Here is an 18,191-nt window from a genome sequence, read left to right on the forward strand (position 1 = left end):
GGACTTCGCGGACTGCGGGGACCACGTCGGACATCGGACGTGGGATGTCCTGGGAGAAGCTAGTGGGCCTCACGGAGCACAGCAACACCTGTGGGGCGAGGGCACTCTGACGGGGTGTCGGTTCACTCCGATGTCGCGGCGGAGGCGCGCGGACGGCGTCGGCCGCGGCGGCGAGCGGGGGGAGCCGGGCGGCGGAGCCGGCGTCCCGGGAGGGTCAGGACGTCGGCACGGGCAGGACGTCAGGACGGTCGGGCGGCAGGACGGTCAGGACGGGGTGCGGGCCGTCGCGAGGAGGCGGGTGACGTCGTCCGAGCAGATCGTGAGGGCCGCGCCGACGGTGGCGAGGACGTCCCGCTCGGCGGGCGTGTAGGGGCCGTCGGCCAGGGCGATGCGGGCGCCCTGGAGGAGGATCGCCTCGCGGCCGGTGGGGGCGAGGTGCGGGGCCAGCGGGTCCAGTGCCTCGTGGAGCTCTATGGCCAGGCTCGCGCAGGGCTCGCCGAAGAGGCGGCCGGTGTCGGCGGCGAGCGCCTCGACGAGCGCGCCGAGCTGGTCCTCGGTGCAGTCGTCGAAGCCGGCCGAGCGCACGGCGGACGCCGCGGTCTCCAGGGACGTACGGGCGCAAGCGCCGCCGGTGGCGAGGACGGCGAGGGCGACGGTGTGGACGGCGTCGCGGAGCATCGCGGAGAAGCGGGTGGTGGTGGGGTGGTCGAGGACGTCCGCTCCGTAGTGGCGGTGGCAGGCGGCGCACTCGACGACGGGCCCGGTCTCGCCGCGCGGCAGCACGGGGACACCGAGGAGGGTGAAGCGGCGGCGTCCGGTGAGCCGCTGGTAGTTGCGGTCGCCCCCGCAGCCGGGGCAGAAGAACTCGCCGTCGCCGACGGTGCTCCACGCCGTACGGGTGCCCAGGATGCGGGGAACCTGAACCGAGCGACCGTTTCGTCCCCATCCTGGCAGCACGTCGCACACCTCCGTAACTCCCCCACAGCCTTAAAGGCGTGGGAGGTACCCCCACGGCAACATCGCCGCGCTGGCGTGATGTTAGCCACATTGTCGAGGCGCCGTCAGTACCCCGGACGAGACCCGTCCGTGACCCCGGAGCGGTTTGGCCGGTACACGACGGCGGCCCCGCCCGCCTCGGAAGGCGGACGGGGCCGGAAAGACGCAGGTGGAACGGGTCAGCGGGCGGCGCGGTTGACGGCGGAGACGACGGCCTTCAGCGAGGCGCGTGTCGTATTCGCGTCGATGCCGATTCCCCACAGAACCTTGTCGCCGATCGCGCATTCGATGTACGAGGCGGCCTGGGCGGAGGCGCCCTCGCTCATCGTGTGCTCCTGGTAGTCCAGCAGGCGTACGTCGATGCCGATGGACTGCAGGGCGTCGAAGAACGCGGAGATCGGGCCGTTGCCGGTACCGCTCAGGACGGTGTCCGCGCCGTCGACGGTGGCCTCGACGGTGAGGGCGTCCACGCCGTCCTTGTCCGTGGTGGACTGGCCGGTCCTGACCTGGACGCGGCCCCACGGGTTCGCGGGGTTGGGCAGGTACTCGTCCTGGAAGGTCGCCCAGATGTCCTTCGGGGTGACCTCGCCGCCCTCGGCGTCCGTCTTCTGCTGGATGAGCTTCGAGAACTCGATCTGCATACGGCGCGGCAGGTCCAGCTTGTGGTCGTTCTTCAGGACGTACGCGATACCGCCCTTGCCGGACTGCGAGTTGACGCGGATGACGGCCTCGTAGGAGCGGCCGACGTCCTTGGGGTCGATGGGCAGGTACGGCACGGCCCACTCGATGTCGTCGACGGTGACGCCCTTGGCGGCCGCGTCGGCCTCCATGGCGTCGAAGCCCTTCTTGATGGCGTCCTGGTGGGAGCCGGAGAAGGAGGTGTAGACGAGGTCGCCGACGTACGGGTGACGGGCGTGGACCTCCATCTGGTTGCAGTACTCCCACGTACGGCGGATCTCGTCGATGTCGGAGAAGTCGATCTGCGGGTCGACGCCCTGCGAGAACAGGTTCATGCCCAGGGTGACCAGGTCGACGTTGCCGGTGCGCTCGCCCTGGCCGAACAGGCAGCCCTCGACGCGGTCGGCGCCGGCCATCAGGGCCAGTTCGGCGGCGGCGACGGCGGTGCCGCGGTCGTTGTGGGGGTGGATCGACAGGCAGACGTGCTCGCGGCGGGACAGGTTGCGGCCCATCCACTCGAAGCGGTCCGCGTGCGTGGAGGGGGTGGAACGCTCCACGGTGGCGGGCAGGTTGAGGATGATCTCGCGGCCCGGGCCGGGCTGCCAGACATCCATGACCGCCTCGCAGACCTCCAGGGCGAAGTCCAGCTCGGTGTCGGTGAAGATCTCGGGGCTGTACTGGTAGCCGAACTCGGTCTCGGGGCCCAGCAGCTTCTCGGCGTACTCGACGACCAGGCGGGTGCCGTCGACCGCGATCTGCTTGATGTCGTCCTTCGAGCCGCGGAAGACGACGCGACGGAAGACCGGGGCGGTCGCGTTGTACAGGTGGACGTTGGCGCGACGGGCGCCCTTCAGCGACTCGACGGTCCGCTCGATCAGGTCCTCGCGGGCCTGGGTCAGTACGGAGATCGTCACGTCGTCGGGGATCGCGGTCTCGTCCTCGATGATCGAGCGGACGAAGTCGAAGTCCGTCTGGCCCGACGCCGGGAAGCCGACCTCGATCTCCTTGTAGCCCATCTTCACCAGCAGGTCGAACATCTCGCGCTTGCGCGCGGGCGACATGGGGTCGATCAGGGCCTGGTTGCCGTCACGCAGGTCGGTGGAGAGCCAGCGGGGGGCGACGGTGATCCGGTTGTTCGGCCAGTTCCGGTCGGGGATGTCGACCTGGTCGTACTGGCCGTACTTGTGGACCGGCATCGACGTGGGACGCTGGCGGTTGGCGCGGGTCTGCTCGCTGCTGTGGCTGTTCGCCATGATGCGTGGGCTCCTCAGGATGTCCGAAAGGACGGCCGACGGCGCAACGCCAGACTCCGCGGGGAGGGGGTCGGCCTCGACTACAGGCCCTCGCCGCGGCAGCTAAGGAGAAGCAGCCCGAAACGCATGATGCTCCGCAGCCTAGCCGAGTCGCGCTGGTCTCGGGGGGCTGTATCAGTATGCGGGATCACGGGTGGCGAAGAGGACAAAACGTGCGGCATACCACTTCCCAGCGGACGGTCCGGCTCCCTTTCGCCGCATTTCACCAATCATGGTTGCAGGTGGTGACAGTTGCGTGACGCAGTGCAAGGGTGCCGGGCATGACCACCAACGGGGGCTTCGAGCCCGTCTTCTGCACCATCGTGCCGCCCCACGTCCTCGACCGGCTCGCGAGCAGCGAGGACCCCGCGCTCGCCGGTCCCGCCCGCCAGACCCTGGAGCGGGACGCGTACGAGCGCACCCACCGGCGGCTGACCACCGTCCTCGGCGCGCCCTCCGTCGCCGCGCCGCCGGACGCGGCGGGCGGGCAGCCGCACCGCACCATCTACGACGCACGCCACGGGCAGGACCTGCCGGGCGCCCGGGTCCGCGGCGAGGGCGAGGAGCCCGGCACGGACGCCACCGTCAACCGGGCGTACGCCGGCCTCGGCGCCACCTTCGAGCTCTACCTGAACGCGTACCAGCGGTCCTCGATCAACGGCGACGGCCTGCCGCTGGACGCCACCGTGCACTTCGACAACGACTACAACAACGCCTTCTGGAACGGCGAGCAGATGGTGTTCGGCGACGGGGACGGGGAGATCTTCCTCGACTTCACCATCCCGGTCGACGTCATCGGGCACGAGCTGACCCACGGCGTCACCCAGTACACGGCGAACCTCACGTACTTCGGCCAGCCGGGCGCGCTGAACGAGTCGATGTCGGACGTGTTCGGGTCGCTGATCAAGCAGTACACGCTCGGCCAGAGTGCCGCCGAGGCCGACTGGCTGATCGGCGCCGGGCTCCTCGCCCCGCGGGTCACCGGCTCCGCCCTGCGGTCCATGAAGGAGCCGGGCAGCGCCTACGACGACGACGTGCTCGGCAAGGACCCGCAGCCCGGCACGATGGACGGCTATGTCCGCACCGGCCGTGACAACGGCGGCGTCCACATCAACTCGGGCATCCCCAACCACGCCTTCTACCTCGTCGCCGAGGCGCTCGGCGGGCACGCGTGGGAGCGGGCCGGGCAGATCTGGTACGACGTCCTGACCGGCGGGGAGCTGCCGCAGCAGGCGCTGTTCTCGGACTTCGCGCGGCTCACGCTGGCCGCGGCGCGCTCCCGGTACAACGACGGGGAGGAGCTCCAGGCGGTCGGCAAGGCCTGGGAGCAGGTGGGGGTTCCGGCCACGTAGCGGGTGCCGTTCCGCGTCGGGGCCGTGGCCGCGGGCGGCCGTCTCGGCTAGACAGGAGCCATGCGTATTTCGGTGAGGCGCACGGGCGGGTTCGCGGGTATCGAGCGCCGGGCGGAGGTGGACACCTCGGGACGGCCCGACGCGGCCGACTGGCACGCCCTGGCCGAGCGGACGCTCGCCGCCGGCCGGGACACTCCCCCGCCCGGCGTCCCGGACGGCTTCGGCTACCGGATCACGGTGGACGGCACGACGGTCCACGCGGCCGACCCGAGCCTCACGGAGGACCAGCGCGAGCTGATCTCCCGGGTGCTCAAGGAGGGCGCCTAGCCGAGGGGTGCGACGGGCGGGGCCGGCGCGGGCTTCAACTTCCGTTCCTCGCCGCACCGTTGACTTCCGTTACCCGGGGTACGGATGATCGCGCGCATGGCGACGAACCCCCTCCCGCAGTTCCCGCCCGGCTTCCTCTGGGGCGTGTCCACCTCGGCCCACCAGATCGAGGGGGCCGTCGGTGAGCGCGCCCCGTCCGTGTGGGACGCCTTCACCGCCGAACCCGGCCGGGTCAAGGACGGCTCCACGGCCGCGGTGGCCTGCGACCACTACCACCGCTACCCCGAGGACGTGGAGCTCCTCGCGGGTCTGGGCGTGGACGCGTACCGCTTCTCGGTGTCCTGGCCCCGGGTGAACTCCCCCGGCGGCCTCGACTTCTACGACCGTCTCGTCGACTCCCTGAGCGCGGCGGGTGTCCGGCCCGTCCCCACCCTGTTCCACTGGGACCTGCCGGTGGAGCTCGACTGGCGGGACCGGGACACCGCCGAGCGGTTCGCCGCGTACGCGGGAACGGTCGCCGGACGCCTCGGTGACCGCGTCACGAAGTGGATCACCCTCAACGAACCCGCCGAACACACCCTGCTGGGCCACGCGCTCGGCGCGCACGCCCCCGGCGAGCAGCTCCTGTTCGACGCGCTGCCGGTGGCCCACCACCAGCTCCTCGCGCACGGTCTCGCCGTCCGGGCGCTGCGCGCGGCCGGCGCGGGAGACATCGGCATCGCCAACTCGCACGGCCCGACCTGGGCCGCCTCCTCCCGCGAGGAGGACGTGGCGGCGGCCGACTTCTACGACCTGCTGCTCAACCGCCTGTTCGCCGACCCGGTCCTGCTCGGCCGCTATCCCGAGGGCGTCGAGACGCTGATGCCCGGTGACGTCGAGGCCGACCTGAAGATCATCGGGGAGCCCCTCGACTGGTACGGGATCAACTACTACCAGCCGACCCGGGTGGGCGCCCCCGAGGGAACCGAGATCGAGTTCGGCGGACTCCGGCTGCCCGCCGACCTGCCCTTCACCGTGCACGAGCTGGAGGGGTACCCGGTGACCGACTTCGGCTGGCCGGTGGTGCCCGAGGCGCTCACGGAACTGCTCACGGGCTTCCACGAGCGCTACGGACAGCGGCTCCCGCCCGTCGTCATCACCGAGAACGGCTGCTCCTACGACGGCATCGACGACCAGGAACGGATCACCTTCCTGGACGGTCATGTCCGCGCGCTGCACCGGGCGTCGGAGCAGGGCGTCGACGTCCGCGGCTACTTCGTCTGGTCGCTTCTGGACAACTTCGAGTGGGCGGAGGGGTACGCGCGCCGCTTCGGTCTCGTCCACGTCGACTTCGACACCCTGGAGCGAACGCCCAAGGCCTCCTACCGGTGGCTGCGGGACGTGCTGCGGGCGCAGAGATGACCGCGACCGGACCGGCCGTGCCCGCCGGGGCGCTCGCCGAGCCCGTCGACCGGGTGGGCCGGGGCTGGACGTCGGCGCTCTCCCTCGCCAACGGGGCGATCTGGGTGGGCTGGTACGGGCCTCTGCAGATCCTCCTCGCCGCGCAGGCGGAGGACTTCGCGCCCGGCACCGGCATGTCCAAGGAGACGCTGCTGGCCTGGATCACGGGGGCCGGCGCGGTCGTCTCGCTGATCGCCAACCCGCTGTTCGGCGCGCTCTCCGACCGGACGACCTCACGGCGGGGCCGCCGCACGCCGTGGATCGTGGCCGGAGCGGCCGGCGGCGCGCTGTCCCTGCTGCTCCTCGGGCGGGCCGACGGTCCGTGGACGGCGGCGGCGGGCTGGTGCCTGGTCCAGCTCACGCTGAACGCCGCGTTCGCCGCGGTCACGGCCGCCGTCCCCGACCGGGTGCCCAGGTTCCAGCGGGGGTCGGTGGGCGGCTGGCTGGGCGCCGCGCAGATCCTCGGCGTGGTCGGCGGCACCGCGCTGGCGACGGCGGCGGGAGGCACCGGCGGCGGCTACGCGGCCTGTGCGGTATTCACGCTGGTGGGGGTCCTGCCGTACGTGCTGCGGTACGAGGACCTGCGGCTGCCCGCTGCGGACCGGCCCGTCTGGTCCGCGCGGGCCTTCCTCGGTTCCTTCCGGCTGAGCCCGCGCCGCCACCCCGACCTGGCGTGGGCGTGGCTGACCCGCTTCCTCATCAACCTCAGCAACGCCCTCGTGCTGCTGTATCTCCTCTACTACCTGCGCGACCGGCTGCACCACGACGATCCCGAGCAGGGCGTCCTGATCCTCACCGCGGTGAACGGCGTCACGCTGCTCGCCACCGTCGTGGTCGGCGGGGTGTGGTCGGACCGGGTGGGCCGCCGCAAACCGTTCGTGGTCTGGTCCGGCGTCCTGATGGCGGTGGCCACCGCGGCGCTGGCCGGGTGGCAGACCTGGCCCGGCGCGATCGTCGCGGCGGCCGTCCTCGGTGTCGGCTTCGGCGTGTTCACCTCCGTCGACTTCGCCCTGATGACGGACGTCCTGCCGACGGCGCTCGACCGCGGCAAGGACCTCGGCGTCATCAACATCGCCAACGCCCTCCCCCAGGTCGCCGCCCCCGCCCTGGCGGCGCCGGTCGTGACGTATCTGGGCGGCTACCGGGTGCTGTACGCGGTCGCGGCGGTGATCGGTCTCGCGGGAGCGGTGCTGGTCGGGCGGATCAAGGGGGTGGACTGAGGGGGGACCCGGGGAGGGGCCCGGCGGGAACGCCGGTGCGGTCCGGTCACAGGGCGCCGGCGTCGCGGGCGCTCCACACGGTGGGGTGGATCGGCCGGAAGCCCAGCTCGTGGCGGATGCGGTCGGTGGAGACGATCCCGTGCCACGGGTCGGAGTCGGTGAGCTCGTACAGCGCGGGCGGCACCTCGACGCCGTTGATCCGGTGCAGGTCGACGGTCGTGACGGGGGCGTCGTCGGCGATGTTGTAGATCCGTCCCGCCGCCCCGGGGGCGTACAGGATGCGGCGCAGGCCCTGGGCGACGTCCGCGTGGTGGACCATCTGCAGGCGCTGTCCGGCGGCCCAGTTCCCGGCCCAGCGCATCACGGCGGCGAGGTGCGGGTCGCCCTCCCCGTAGACGAACGCGAGCCGCCCGATCCGCACGTCCATACCGCCCTCCAGGGCGAGCAGGCCGCGCTCCGCCTCCGCCTTGGACGCCGGGTAGGCGCCCCACATCGCTCCGCCGGGCATGCTCGCGTCGTCCTCGGTGAGCGGTCGGCCACGGCCCGTCCCGTACACCAGGTTCGTGCTGACCTGCACGAACCGTGCCACGCCTGAGGTCTCGGCGGCGTGGCCCAGCTCCAGGGCGGCGTCGCGGTTCACCGCCCACGCCTCCTCGTCCGGTACGCCCCGGAAGGCGGCCGCGATGTTCACCACCGCGTCGACTCCGGCGAGGGCCTTGCCGAGGGTGTCGGCGTCACGCAGGTCACCGACGGCGATCTCGGCGCCGAGGTCGGCGAGTGCCGTCGCGCGGGCCTCGTCGCGGACCAGGACCCGGACCCGGTCGCCCGCGGGGGCCTGTCCCAGGAGGCGGGGGACGAAGCGGCGTCCGACCTCGCCCGTCGTTCCGGTCACCAGTGTCAGCATGTCGTGCTCCTCTCGTCGGCCTCCACCGTCCCCCGGTGCGGGCCCGGGCGGGAGAGACCTCCTGATCCAGGGAGTGGCGGTGCCTGGATAAGTCCGGCGGTCCGGGTCACGCTGGAGGGGTGAACCGAGCCGAACTCGCCGACTTCCTGCGCCGCGGCCGTGCCCGTCTGGACCCCGCCGACGTGGGGCTCACGGCCGGATCGCGGCGCCGCACCCCGGGGCTGCGCCGCGAGGAGGTGGCGGCCCTGGCGGGCATGTCGGTGGACTACTACACCCGTCTCGAACAGTCCCGTGGTCCGCGCCCCTCCCGCCAGATGCTCGGCGCGCTGGCGCGGGCGCTGCGGCTCTCCGGGGACGAGCGCGACCATCTCTTCCACCTGGTGGGCGAGGAACCGCCGCGGGCGGCCGGCGCGTCGACGCACGTGCGTCCCGGGCTGCTGCTGATCCTCGACCGGCTGCACGACGCGCCCGCCCTGGTCATGACCGACTACGGCGACGTCCTCGCGCAGAACGCCCTCTCGGCCGCCCTGTCGGGGGAGGTGGAGCCCGGGCGCAACGTCGTCCGGCGGTTCTTCACCGCCCCGCAGTCCGAGGCCCTGTTCCCGGCCGAGGACCGCGCCGAGCACGCCCGCTCGCACGTCGCCAACCTGCGCGCGGTCACCGCGGCCCGCCCCGACGATCCGGTGCCCGCCGCGCTGGTGGCCGAACTCCTCGCCGCGAGCACGGAGTTCGCCGAGCTGTGGGAGACGCACGAGGTCGCGGTGCGGCGCGCGGCGACGAAGCGGTTCCTGCATCCGATCGTCGGCATGCTGGAACTCGACTGCGAGTTCCTGCTCAGCTCCGAGGACAACCAGCTCCTCCTCGTCCACACGGCCCGCCCCGGCACCGCGTCCCACGAGCGTCTGCAACTGCTGCGCGTGGTGGGCCTGCAGAACATGACCCCGGCCGCCGGGACGAGGTGACCCGAGCGGCAGCGGTCACCAGCGGTGGGAGTCAGAGCGCGTCGGGGCCGCGCTCGTCCGTGCGGACCCGCACCACCGTCTCCACCGGTACGGTCCACACCTTGCCGTCGCCGATCTTCCCGGTCCGCGCGGCCTTGACCACGGTGTCCACGACCGCGTCGGCCTCCGCGTCCTCGACGACGACCTCGATCCGCACCTTGGGGACGAGGTCGACCCGGTACTCGGCGCCGCGGTACACCTCGGTGTGGCCGTGCTGGCGCCCGTATCCGCTGGCCTCGGTGACGGTCAGGCCGTGCACGCCGATCTCCTGGAGTGCGGTCTTGACCTCGTCGAGCCGGTAGGGCTTGACGATCGCGGTGATGAGCTTCATGGCCGGTGATCGTAGGCGCTGCCGCCCCGCTCCGTAAGATCCCCGCCGGTGTTCACCCGGCGGCCCGGGGACCCGGTTCCGGCGACTCGAACAACTTGGTACGGCGGGCCCCCGACGATCAGGGACAATGGGCGCCATGAGCGTTCGCAACCAGTCATCCGAGCCGTCCGAGGGCGAGGGCACCTCGCGCGCCCCCGAGGCCGAGGGACCCCACCGCGCCGGCTTCGCCTGCTTCGTGGGCCGCCCCAACGCGGGCAAGTCCACCCTCACGAACGCTCTGGTCGGCCAGAAGGTGGCGATCACCGCGGACCAGCCGCAGACCACCCGGCACACAGTGCGCGGCATCGTGCACCGGCCCGACGCGCAGCTGATCCTCGTCGACACCCCTGGCCTGCACAAACCCCGCACCCTGCTGGGCGAGCGGCTCAACGACATCGTCCGCACGACCTGGGCCGAGGTCGACGTGATCGGCTTCTGCCTGCCGGCGAACGAGAAGCTCGGCCCGGGTGACCGTTTCATCGCGAAGGAACTCGCGTCGATCAAGAAGACGCCGAAGATCGCGATCGTCACGAAGACCGACCTCGTCGACAGCAAGACGCTCGCCGAGCAGCTCATCGCGATCGACCAGCTCGGGCGCGAGCTGGGATTCGAATGGGCGGAGATCGTGCCGGTGTCGGCGGTCGCCGACCAGCAGGTGGGTCTGCTGGCCGACCTGATCGTCCCGCTGCTGCCGGAGGGGCCCGCGCTCTACCCCGAGGGCGACCTGACGGACGAGCCTGAGCAGGTCATGATCGCGGAGCTGATCCGCGAGGCCGCCCTGGAGGGCGTGCGCGACGAACTCCCGCACTCCATCGCCGTCGTGGTCGAGGAGATGCTGCCGCGCGAGGACCGGCCCGCCGACCGGCCGCTCCTGGACATCCACGCCTTCGTGTACATCGAGCGGCCCAGCCAGAAGGGCATCGTCATCGGCCCGAAGGGCAAGCGGCTGAAGGACGTCGGCATCAAGTCCCGCAAGCAGATCGAGGCGCTCCTCGGCACTCCGGTCTTCCTCGACCTGCACGTGAAGGTCGCCAAGGACTGGCAGCGGGACCCGCGCCAGCTCCGCAAGCTCGGCTTCTGAGCGGTCGCCGACGTCCCCGCCGCGGCCCCCGGGTCCGGCGCGGGCCCGGGTTCAGCCGGCGGTGACCGTCAGGCGGACGGCGCCGTCGAGCCCCGCAAGCAGCACCGGCGTGCCGGGGCCGCCGAGGTCGGACACGGCCGCGCGGTCCGTGTCGGTGAGGGCGTCCGCCTCGGAGACCACGGCCGCCGCCTCCAGCGACGTCGCCCCGGACGCCACGGCCATCGCGACGGCCGTCTGCAGGGCGCTCAGCCGCAGCGAGGGCAGGTCCACGGTCCCGGCGACGTACGTCCGCCCGGTCTCGTCCCGTACGGCCGCCCCCTCGGGCACGCCGTTGCGGGCCCGCGCGGAGCGGGCCAGGGTGACGATCTTGCGGTCCTCGGGGTCGAGCGCGTTGCTGTCGGTCATGACCAGAGCATACGAAGTGCCGGAGCGGGCCCCCGCCGACGGGTCGGCGGACGCGGCGGATCACCGCCTACCACTGCCGGCCACCGCGGATCACCGCCGGCCACCGGTCAGCCGGCCACCGGGTACATCGACCCCCGCCGGCCCTCCGGCGACGCCAGCCACTCCAGCTTCGCCGCCGTGTTCGCCTCCGGCAGCGGGGTGTGCAGCACGATCGTGAGGTCGGGACGGACCGGAACCTTCATCGCGGTCGACTCGACGGCGAGCAGCCCGACCAGCGGATGGTCGAGCTCCTTGCGGATCTGGCCGGCGTCCTCGATGTCCCGCTCCTCCCACAGCCGCGCGAACTCCTCGCTCGCCTCGGTCAGCCGGGCCAGCACCTCGTGGAAGCCCTCGTCGTCCGGCGCGGCGGCGCAGGAGGCGCGGAACTGGGCGACGACGGTCCGCGCGTTCCGCTCCCAGGTCCGTGAACGGCCGCGGTAGAGCGGGTCGGTGAAGAAGTCGACGATGCAGTTCTGGGTGTTCTCCGGCCGCATGCCGAGGACCACCGAGGCGGCGTCGTTGTACATCACGCAGTTGTAGTACGGGTCCATGATGTGCGCCGGGTACGGCATCCACGTGTCGATCAGCCGGCGCAGCCCGTCGCACATGTCCCGGTCCGCGGGGGCGACTTCGGGCGCGGGCGGGTTCAGCCCGGCCAGCGTGTACAGGTGGCGGCGCTCGGTGTTGCTGAGCCGCAGCACCCGGGCGACCGCGTCGAGGACCTGCGGCGACACGGAGATGTCCCGCCCCTGCTCCAGCCACTGGTACCAGGAGGCGCCCACGCCCGCGAGGACGGCGACCTCCTCACGGCGCAGTCCCGGTGTGCGGCGGCGGGCGCCGCCGTCCGGGAGCCCGGCCTCGGCGGGTGAGATCCGCGCCCTGCGGCTCATCAGGAACTCGCGCAGTTCCCTGCGCCGTTGGGTCCCGGTCCCGAGGACGTCCTCCGTCACGTCTGCCTCCCCCTTCGGTGCACCGGCCGGTCCGCCTCGGTGGCTGGTGGTGCGACCACCAGCATAAGTTGCGGCTCCCCACGGGTGTTCCGGCCGCCGGATGCTCTTGCCATGCCCATCGAGACGACGACACAGACCCCCGGCGACACCACCACCGACTCCCTTCCGGCCGGCCGCGGCACCCCGGTGCACCCGGACCGGGTGCACCGGCCACCCCGGGCGGAACGGCTGTCACGGCGCGACAGGCTCGTCCTGTTCGTGCTGTGCGCCGCGCAGTTCATGGTCGCGCTGGACTTCTCCGTCCTGAACGTGGCGCTGCCCGTGCTCGGCGGCGACCTCGGCATGAGCCGGGCCGCGCTCCAGTGGGCGGTCACCGCGTTCGCCCTGCCGTCCGGCGGCTTCCTGCTCCTCTTCGGCCGCATGGGCGACCTGTTCGGACGCCGCCGGCTCTTCCTCGCGGGCCTCGCCCTCTTCGGGGCGGCCTCGCTGCTCGCGACCTTCGCCTGGGACCCGGCGTCGTTCCTGGCCGGGCGGGCACTCCAGGGGCTCGGCGCCGCGGCGATCGTGCCGACCGGCATGTCGCTGCTGACCACGACGTTCCCGGAGGGTCCGGCGCGTGACCGGGCGCTCGGTGTCTCGGGCACGGTGCTGTCGCTCGGCTTCACCGTGGGGATGGTGGCGGGCGGGGTCCTGACCGACGTCCTCGGCTGGCGTTCGACGATGGGGCTGCTGTCGCTGTTCGCGCTGGTCGTGCTGCCGCTGGCGCCGGGTCTGCTGCCCGAGTCCCGGACCCCTGAGCGTCCTCGCCTGGACGTGCCGGGCGCGGTCGCCGTCACGGGCGGACTGCTGGCCCTGATCTACGCCCTGTCGACGGCCGCGGAGAACGGCTTCGGCGGCGCCGACGTGATCGGCGCGCTCGTCGCCGGTGTGCTGCTGCTGGGCGCCTTCGTGCGGATCGAGTCCCGTGCCGCCGATCCGCTGGTCAGCCTGCCGATGCTGCGCCGCCGCACGGTGGCGTGGGGCAACCTGGGCGGTCTGGTGACGTTCTCGATGATGTCGACGGTCGTGTTCGTGCTGACCCTGTACCTGCAGGAGACACTCGGTCTGTCGGCGTTCGAGACGGGCCTGGTGTTCGGCGCGCAGGGTGTGCTGTCGGCCGTCGCCGGAATGTACGCGCCGAAGGTCATCGGCCGGGTCGGCGCCCGCCGCACGCTGGTCGGATCGCTGGCCGGGCAGGGCCTGTTCGTGGCGGCGCTGCTGCTGCTCGGCACGGACGGCCGGTCCGTGTGGATCGCCACGGCCGCGGTGTCACTGGCGAGCATGTGTCACCTGGGCGCGATCATCTCGTACGGGCTGACCGTCACCTCGGGGGTTCCGGACGAGGAGCAGGGGCTGGCGACCGGCCTGGTGACGTCCACCCAGCAGGTGGGCATCACGATCGGCATCCCGCTGCTCGGTGTCCTCGCCACGACGTCCGACGACCTGCTGACCGGTGTCCACACGGTTCTCCTGCTGGACGCGGCGATCGTCCTCGCGGCGGCGGTGCTGGTCGCGGTGGGCCTCGGGCGGCGCGGCGCGGGACGGGCCTGCTGACCTCCCGCGGAGCGCGGCCCCGGGCAGGCGGTCGTCAGAGCCGGTCGAGCCGGAGCCGCTCGGCACGGGGCAGGCCGGCGACGACGAGGTCGTACGAATCCTCGACGAGCTCCCGGACCAGGCGGTCCGGGAGCTCGCCGTCGACCGTCACCGTGTTCCAGTGCCGTTTGTTCATGTGGTAGCCCGGGATGATCAGTCCGGGGTGCTGCTCGCGCAGGCGCAGGGCGTCCTGCGGGTCGCACTTGAGGTTGACCGTGAGCGGGCGCGCGTCCAGGTTCGTCAGGGCGAAGAGCTTGCCGAGCACCTTGAAGACGGAGGTCTCCGGGGTGAAGGGGAAGTCCTCGACCGAGGCGTTGAAGGACAGGCAGAACGCGCGCAGTTGCCGCGGGGTCACTCCGGTTTCTCCTCCGGTGCGGGGTCCGGGCCGACGGGCTCGACGAGCACCGTGACGATCTTGTTCCGGCGGCCGGCCGAGGTCTCCGCGGTGAGCCGCAGTTCGCGTCCGTCGGGGAGGGCGACGACCGAGGAGGCGCCGGCGATGGGCACCCGGCCGAGAGCCTTGGCGAGGAGACCGCCGACGGTCTCCACGTCCTCGTCGTCGTACGCCTCGAAGCCGTACAGCTCGCCGAGGTCGCCGATGTCGAGGCGGGCGGTGACGCGGTAGCGGTCGTCCCCGAGGTCCTGGACGGGGGGCAGTTCGCGGTCGTACTCGTCGGTGATCTCGCCGACGATCTCCTCGAGGATGTCCTCGATGGTGACGATGCCGGCGGTGCCGCCGTACTCGTCGATGACGACGGCGACGTGGTTGCGTTCCTGCTGCATCTCGCGCAGCAGGTCGCCCGCGTTCTTCGTGTCGGGCACGAAGGTGGCGGGGCGCATGGCGGTGGCCACCAGCTCGGACTCGGCGTCCCGGCTGATGTGCGTCTTGCGGGCGAGGTCCTTCAGGTAGACGATCCCGACGATGTCGTCCTCGCTCTCCCCGGTGACCGGGATGCGCGAGAAGCCGGAGCGCAGGGCCAGGGTGAGGGCCTGCCGGATCGTCTTGTAGCGCTCGATGACGACGAGGTCGGTGCGCGGCACCATGACCTCGCGCACGAGGGTGTCGCCCAGTTCGAAGACGGAGTGCACCATGCGGCGCTCCTCGTCCTCGATGAGGGACTCCTTCTCGGCGAGGTCGACGAGTGCCCGCAGTTCCGCCTCGGAGGCGAACGGGCCGCGCCGGAAGCCCTTGCCGGGGGTGAGCGCGTTGCCGATGAGGATCAGCAGCGGGGGGATCGGCCCCATGACGCGGGCCAGCGGCAGCAGGACGTACGCGGCGGCCGTCGCGGTGTTCAGCGGGTGCTGACGGCCGATGGTGCGCGGTGAGACGCCCACCGCGACGTACGACACGAGGACCATGACGGCGATCGCGACGGCGAGGGCCTGCCAGGTCCTGTCGAACTCCTGGAGGCAGGCGTAGACGACGAGCGCGGCGGCCGCCATCTCGCAGGCGACGCGGACGAGGAGCGCGACGTTCAGGTAGCGCGTCGGGTCCGCGGCGATCTGGGCGAGTTTCGCGCTGCCGCGCCGGCCGCCGCGGACGGCCTCCTCGGCGCGGAAGCTGGAGACGCGGGCGAGCCCCGCCTCCGCGCAGGCGGCGAGCCAGGCGACGACGACGAGGGCGATGGCACCGATGACAAGCTGTGGGCTCATGACACGGTCGGGGCCGGTGAGGGACCCGTCATGCCCTTCTCCGCGCGCCAGCCGTCCACGATGGCGGCCTGCAGACCGAACATCTCGGCCTTCTCGTCGGGCTCCTCGTGGTCGTAGCCGAGGAGGTGCAGCACTCCGTGGACGGTGAGGAGCTGGAGCTCCTCGTCCATGGAGTGCTGCGTCTCGGCGTCCTTGCCCTGCCGCTCGGCGACCTCGGGGCAGAGCACGATGTCGCCGAGCAGGCCCTGCGGCGGCTCGTCGTCGTCCTTCGACGGCGGACGCAGCTCGTCCATCGGGAAGGACATGACGTCCGTCGGGCCGGGCAGGTCCATCCACTGGATGTGGAGCTGCTCCATGGCGTCGGTGTCCACGACGATCACCGAGAGCTCGGAGAGCGGGTGGATGCGCATCCGCGCGAGCGCGTAGCGGGCGATGTCGAGGATCGCCTGCTCGTCGACCTCGGTTCCGGATTCGTTGTTGACGTCGATCGACATGGTCGTGCTGGTCTACTTCCCCTTGTGTCCGGCGTTGCCGCGGCCCTTGTGCGTGCCGTTCTCGGTGCCGTTCTCGCTGTCGTACTTCTCGTACGCGTCGACGATACGGCCGACCAGCTTGTGCCGGACGACATCCTGGGACGTGAGCCGTGAGAAGTGCACGTCGTCGAGGCCTTCCAGGATGTCCTGGACCTGCCGCAGACCCGACTTGGTGCCGCTCGGCAGGTCGACCTGCGTCACGTCACCGGTGATCACGATCTTCGACTCGAAGCCGAGCCGGGTGAGGAACATCTTCATCTGCTCGGGGCTCGTGTTCTGGGCCTCGTCCAGGATGATGAAGGCGTCATTGAGCGTCCGGCCGCGCATGTACGCCAGCGGTGCCACCTCGATCGTGCCCGAGGCCATGAGCTTCGGGATGGAGTCGGGGTCGAGCATGTCGTGCAGCGCGTCGTACAGCGGGCGCAGGTAGGGGTCGATCTTCTCGTAGAGCGTGCCCGGGAGGAAGCCGAGGCGCTCGCCGGCCTCGACCGCGGGGCGGGTCAGGATGATGCGGTTGACCTGCTTGGACTGCAGGGCCTGGACGGCCTTGGCCATGGCGAGGTAGGTCTTGCCCGTGCCGGCGGGGCCGATGCCGAACACGATGGTGTGCTTGTCGATGGCGTCGACGTAGCGCTTCTGGTTGAGCGTCTTGGGGCGGATGGTGCGGCCTCGCGAGGACAGGATGTTCTGCGTGAGCACTTCGGCCGGCGTCTCCTGGCCGTCGCCCTCCCCGTTCTCGCTCGCCCTCAGCATGGCGATCGAGCGTTCCACTGCGTCCTCCGTCATGGGCTGCCCGGTGCGGAGCACCAGCATCATCTCGTCGAACAGGCGCTGGACGAGAGCGACTTCACCGGCGTCGCCGACCGCACTGATCTCGTTGCCCCGGACATGGATGTCGGCCGCCGGGAAGGCCGTCTCGATGACGCGCAGCAGCGAGTCCCCGGACCCCAGAACGGTCACCATGGGGTGCTTGGCCGGGACGGTGAAGTGCGCGCGCGCCTGCCCCTGGGCGGGGCCGTGAGCTGTGGGTGTCTGAGTCATGGGCCGGCTCTGTAGGCCTGCGTATCCTCCTCGGTCGGCACGCTTGCCACACGGGCAGCGTTGCGTCTCCCAGCGTACGTCGCGGCGCTGACAGAGCCGTAGGGCTTTTCCTCACGTCACGCGGTCGTGACCTCACACCGAGCGGCCGAAGCCGATCGTCGGTACCGCGCGGCGCAGCGGCCAGGGGCGGGTGACCGCGGGCAGCAGCCCTTCCAGGAAGGCGTACCGGCGCAGCGCCGTCGGGTCCTGGTCGTCGACGGACTGGACGCGGCGCCACCAGGCGGCGATCTCCGACCAGCCGGGCGCGGAGAGTGATCCGCCGAAGTCCTGGACGGAGAGCGCGGCGGTGAGGCCGGCGAAGGCGAGGCGGTCGGCGAGGGGCCAGTCGGCGAGGGTGCCCATGACGAACCCGGCGACGAAGACGTCTCCGGCGCCGGTGGGGTCGAGTGCCTCGACGGCGATGGCGGGGACCGCCGCGCTGTCGCCGGTGCGGCCGTCGACGGCGTAGGCGCCCTCGGAGCCGAGGGTGACGACCGCGAGCGGCACGTGTTCGGCGAGCGCGTGGGCCGCGGCGCGGGGGCAGTCGGCGCCGGTGTAGCGCATGGCCTCCTCGGCGTTCGGCAGGAACGCCTCGCAGTGGGCGAGGTCGGCGAGGCCGGCGAGGTCCCAGCGGCCGGTGTCGTCCCAGCCGACGTCGGCGAAGATCCGGGTGCCGCGGCTCGCGGCCTGGGCGATCCAGGGGTCGCGGACGCCGGGGGTGAGGGAGGCGACGGCGGCCCGCGCGCGGGGCGGGCAGTCGGGGGCGGCTGCCGCTTCCACGGGAGGCGGCTCGTGGCCGTGGCTGACCATGGTCCGTTCGCCCTCGTAGGCCATGGACACGGTGACCGGGGAGTGCCAGCCGGGGACCGTCCGGGAGGCGGACAGGTCGATGCCCTCGCCCTGTTCCAGGGCGTCCCAGCAGTACTCGCCGTAGTGGTCGTCCCCGAAGGCCGCGGCCAGGGAGGTGCGCAGGCCGAGGCGGGCGAGGGCGGTGGCCATGTTCGCGACCCCGCCGGGGCTCGAACCCATGCCGCGCGCCCAGGACTCGGTGCCGCGCACGGGGGCGGAGTCGAGGCCGGTGAAGATGATGTCCAGGAAGACGGTGCCGGTGAGGTAGACGTCCCAGGGCGGGTCCTGCGGCGTGCGCAGCCCGGCGAGCGGGTCCACATGGGCCTGGCCGAACGGTCCTTCGCCGTTGGACGCGATCACGGTGTGCTCCCTGGGGTGGTACGGATCTG

General features: G+C 72.0%; 18 protein-coding genes. 7 read left to right on the forward strand and 11 right to left on the reverse strand.

Annotation, left to right across the window (positions count from 1 at the left end; all coding sequences use genetic code 11):
- Positions 1-264: 264 nt before the first annotated feature.
- Positions 265-957: a TerB family tellurite resistance protein gene (locus tag B0675_RS03120; RefSeq protein WP_081221560.1), complete on the reverse strand. Its 693-nt coding sequence runs from the start codon at positions 955-957 to the stop codon at positions 265-267.
- A gap of 218 nt (positions 958-1,175) precedes the next feature.
- Positions 1,176-2,927, reverse strand: coding sequence for a 2-isopropylmalate synthase (gene leuA, locus B0675_RS03125; RefSeq protein WP_081217191.1), 1,752 nt, complete (start codon positions 2,925-2,927; stop codon positions 1,176-1,178).
- Positions 2,928-3,247: 320 nt separating this feature from the next.
- Between leuA and B0675_RS03135 the strand changes: the two genes are divergently transcribed.
- The 4 genes from B0675_RS03135 (at position 3,248) to B0675_RS03150 (ending at position 7,305) form a co-directional block, all read left to right on the forward strand.
- Positions 3,248-4,318, forward strand: a complete 1,071-nt coding sequence (locus B0675_RS03135) for a M4 family metallopeptidase (RefSeq protein ID WP_081217193.1) — start codon at positions 3,248-3,250, stop codon at positions 4,316-4,318.
- Between the two features lie 60 nt (positions 4,319-4,378).
- Positions 4,379-4,645 (forward strand): protealysin inhibitor emfourin, encoded by a 267-nt coding sequence (locus B0675_RS03140; RefSeq protein WP_081217194.1) that lies wholly within the window; start codon positions 4,379-4,381, stop codon positions 4,643-4,645.
- An 84-nt stretch (positions 4,646-4,729) separates the two neighbouring features.
- Positions 4,730-6,046 (forward strand): GH1 family beta-glucosidase, encoded by a 1,317-nt coding sequence (locus tag B0675_RS03145; protein ID WP_081217195.1) that lies wholly within the window; start codon positions 4,730-4,732, stop codon positions 6,044-6,046.
- Entirely contained in the window at positions 6,043-7,305 is a 1,263-nt protein-coding gene (locus tag B0675_RS03150) for an MFS transporter (protein ID WP_081217196.1), read from the forward strand. The genes B0675_RS03145 and B0675_RS03150 overlap by 4 nt, the downstream gene beginning before the upstream one ends.
- Before the next feature lie 46 nt (positions 7,306-7,351).
- On the opposite strand, the gene B0675_RS03155 is transcribed toward B0675_RS03150, so the two are convergent.
- A complete protein-coding gene (locus tag B0675_RS03155; protein ID WP_081217197.1) occupies positions 7,352-8,209 on the reverse strand; it encodes an NAD(P)-dependent oxidoreductase in 858 nt (285 codons plus the stop codon).
- A 119-nt stretch (positions 8,210-8,328) separates the two neighbouring features.
- Here B0675_RS03155 and B0675_RS03160 point away from each other — a divergent pair, with 119 nt between their 5' ends.
- Positions 8,329-9,171 (forward strand): helix-turn-helix transcriptional regulator, encoded by an 843-nt coding sequence (locus B0675_RS03160; protein ID WP_081217198.1) that lies wholly within the window; start codon positions 8,329-8,331, stop codon positions 9,169-9,171.
- A 31-nt stretch (positions 9,172-9,202) separates the two neighbouring features.
- Here B0675_RS03160 and B0675_RS03165 read toward each other — a convergent pair whose 3' ends face one another.
- On the reverse strand, positions 9,203-9,541 hold the full coding sequence (locus B0675_RS03165) for a P-II family nitrogen regulator (RefSeq protein WP_081217199.1): 339 nt from the start codon (positions 9,539-9,541) through the stop codon (positions 9,203-9,205).
- A 127-nt stretch (positions 9,542-9,668) separates the two neighbouring features.
- Here B0675_RS03165 and era point away from each other — a divergent pair, with 127 nt between their 5' ends.
- On the forward strand, positions 9,669-10,661 hold the full coding sequence (era, locus tag B0675_RS03170) for a GTPase Era (protein ID WP_107482551.1): 993 nt from the start codon (positions 9,669-9,671) through the stop codon (positions 10,659-10,661).
- A 51-nt stretch (positions 10,662-10,712) separates the two neighbouring features.
- Here era and B0675_RS03175 read toward each other — a convergent pair whose 3' ends face one another.
- Both B0675_RS03175 and B0675_RS03180 read right to left on the reverse strand, forming a co-directional pair.
- Positions 10,713-11,066, reverse strand: a complete 354-nt coding sequence (locus B0675_RS03175) for a cytidine deaminase (RefSeq protein ID WP_081217201.1) — start codon at positions 11,064-11,066, stop codon at positions 10,713-10,715.
- A gap of 107 nt (positions 11,067-11,173) precedes the next feature.
- Entirely contained in the window at positions 11,174-11,995 is an 822-nt protein-coding gene (locus B0675_RS03180; RefSeq protein ID WP_081221561.1) for a helix-turn-helix transcriptional regulator, read from the reverse strand.
- A 171-nt stretch (positions 11,996-12,166) separates the two neighbouring features.
- Between B0675_RS03180 and B0675_RS03185 the strand changes: the two genes are divergently transcribed.
- On the forward strand, positions 12,167-13,648 hold the full coding sequence (locus B0675_RS03185; RefSeq protein WP_081217202.1) for an MFS transporter: 1,482 nt from the start codon (positions 12,167-12,169) through the stop codon (positions 13,646-13,648).
- Positions 13,649-13,682: 34 nt separating this feature from the next.
- On the opposite strand, the gene B0675_RS03190 is transcribed toward B0675_RS03185, so the two are convergent.
- The 5 genes from B0675_RS03190 to B0675_RS03210 all read right to left on the reverse strand — a co-directional run bounded on the left by B0675_RS03190 (position 13,683) and on the right by B0675_RS03210 (position 18,162).
- Positions 13,683-14,042 carry an MmcQ/YjbR family DNA-binding protein gene (locus B0675_RS03190; RefSeq protein ID WP_081217203.1) on the reverse strand — a complete coding sequence of 120 codons (360 nt, stop codon included), beginning with the start codon at positions 14,040-14,042 and terminating at the stop codon, positions 13,683-13,685.
- Complete coding sequence (locus tag B0675_RS03195) at positions 14,039-15,340, reverse strand: hemolysin family protein (RefSeq protein ID WP_081217204.1); 1,302 nt, start codon at positions 15,338-15,340, stop codon at positions 14,039-14,041. Before B0675_RS03195 ends, B0675_RS03190 begins: the two co-directional genes overlap by 4 nt.
- Complete coding sequence (ybeY, locus tag B0675_RS03200; RefSeq protein ID WP_081217205.1) at positions 15,337-15,834, reverse strand: rRNA maturation RNase YbeY; 498 nt, start codon at positions 15,832-15,834, stop codon at positions 15,337-15,339. Before ybeY ends, B0675_RS03195 begins: the two co-directional genes overlap by 4 nt.
- A gap of 12 nt (positions 15,835-15,846) precedes the next feature.
- Entirely contained in the window at positions 15,847-16,914 is a 1,068-nt protein-coding gene (locus B0675_RS03205; RefSeq protein WP_081217206.1) for a PhoH family protein, read from the reverse strand.
- A gap of 132 nt (positions 16,915-17,046) precedes the next feature.
- On the reverse strand, positions 17,047-18,162 hold the full coding sequence (locus B0675_RS03210) for a PfkB family carbohydrate kinase (protein WP_081217207.1): 1,116 nt from the start codon (positions 18,160-18,162) through the stop codon (positions 17,047-17,049).
- Positions 18,163-18,191: the final 29 nt, after the last annotated feature.

The sequence above is a fragment of the Streptomyces sp. M41(2017) genome (assembly GCF_002078175.1).
Classification (GTDB): Bacteria; Actinomycetota; Actinomycetes; order Streptomycetales; family Streptomycetaceae; genus Streptomyces.

Coding starts and splice junctions, on each gene's coding strand:
- B0675_RS03150 (WP_081217196.1), top strand. CDS start 6,043: ATGACCGCGACCGGACCGGCCGTGCCCGCCGGGGCGCTCGCCGAGCCC.
- B0675_RS03145 (WP_081217195.1), top strand. CDS start 4,730: ATGATCGCGCGCATGGCGACGAACCCCCTCCCGCAGTTCCCGCCCGGC.
- B0675_RS03135 (WP_081217193.1), top strand. CDS start 3,248: ATGACCACCAACGGGGGCTTCGAGCCCGTCTTCTGCACCATCGTGCCG.
- B0675_RS03195 (WP_081217204.1), bottom strand. CDS start 15,340: ATGAGCCCACAGCTTGTCATCGGTGCCATCGCCCTCGTCGTCGTCGCC.
- B0675_RS03185 (WP_081217202.1), top strand. CDS start 12,167: ATGCCCATCGAGACGACGACACAGACCCCCGGCGACACCACCACCGAC.
- B0675_RS03155 (WP_081217197.1), bottom strand. CDS start 8,209: ATGCTGACACTGGTGACCGGAACGACGGGCGAGGTCGGACGCCGCTTC.
- ybeY (WP_081217205.1), bottom strand. CDS start 15,834: ATGTCGATCGACGTCAACAACGAATCCGGAACCGAGGTCGACGAGCAG.
- B0675_RS03165 (WP_081217199.1), bottom strand. CDS start 9,541: ATGAAGCTCATCACCGCGATCGTCAAGCCCTACCGGCTCGACGAGGTC.
- B0675_RS03205 (WP_081217206.1), bottom strand. CDS start 16,914: ATGACTCAGACACCCACAGCTCACGGCCCCGCCCAGGGGCAGGCGCGC.
- B0675_RS03140 (WP_081217194.1), top strand. CDS start 4,379: ATGCGTATTTCGGTGAGGCGCACGGGCGGGTTCGCGGGTATCGAGCGC.
- era (WP_107482551.1), top strand. CDS start 9,669: ATGGGCGCCATGAGCGTTCGCAACCAGTCATCCGAGCCGTCCGAGGGC.
- B0675_RS03175 (WP_081217201.1), bottom strand. CDS start 11,066: ATGACCGACAGCAACGCGCTCGACCCCGAGGACCGCAAGATCGTCACC.
- B0675_RS03180 (WP_081221561.1), bottom strand. CDS start 11,995: ATGAGCCGCAGGGCGCGGATCTCACCCGCCGAGGCCGGGCTCCCGGAC.
- leuA (WP_081217191.1), bottom strand. CDS start 2,927: ATGGCGAACAGCCACAGCAGCGAGCAGACCCGCGCCAACCGCCAGCGT.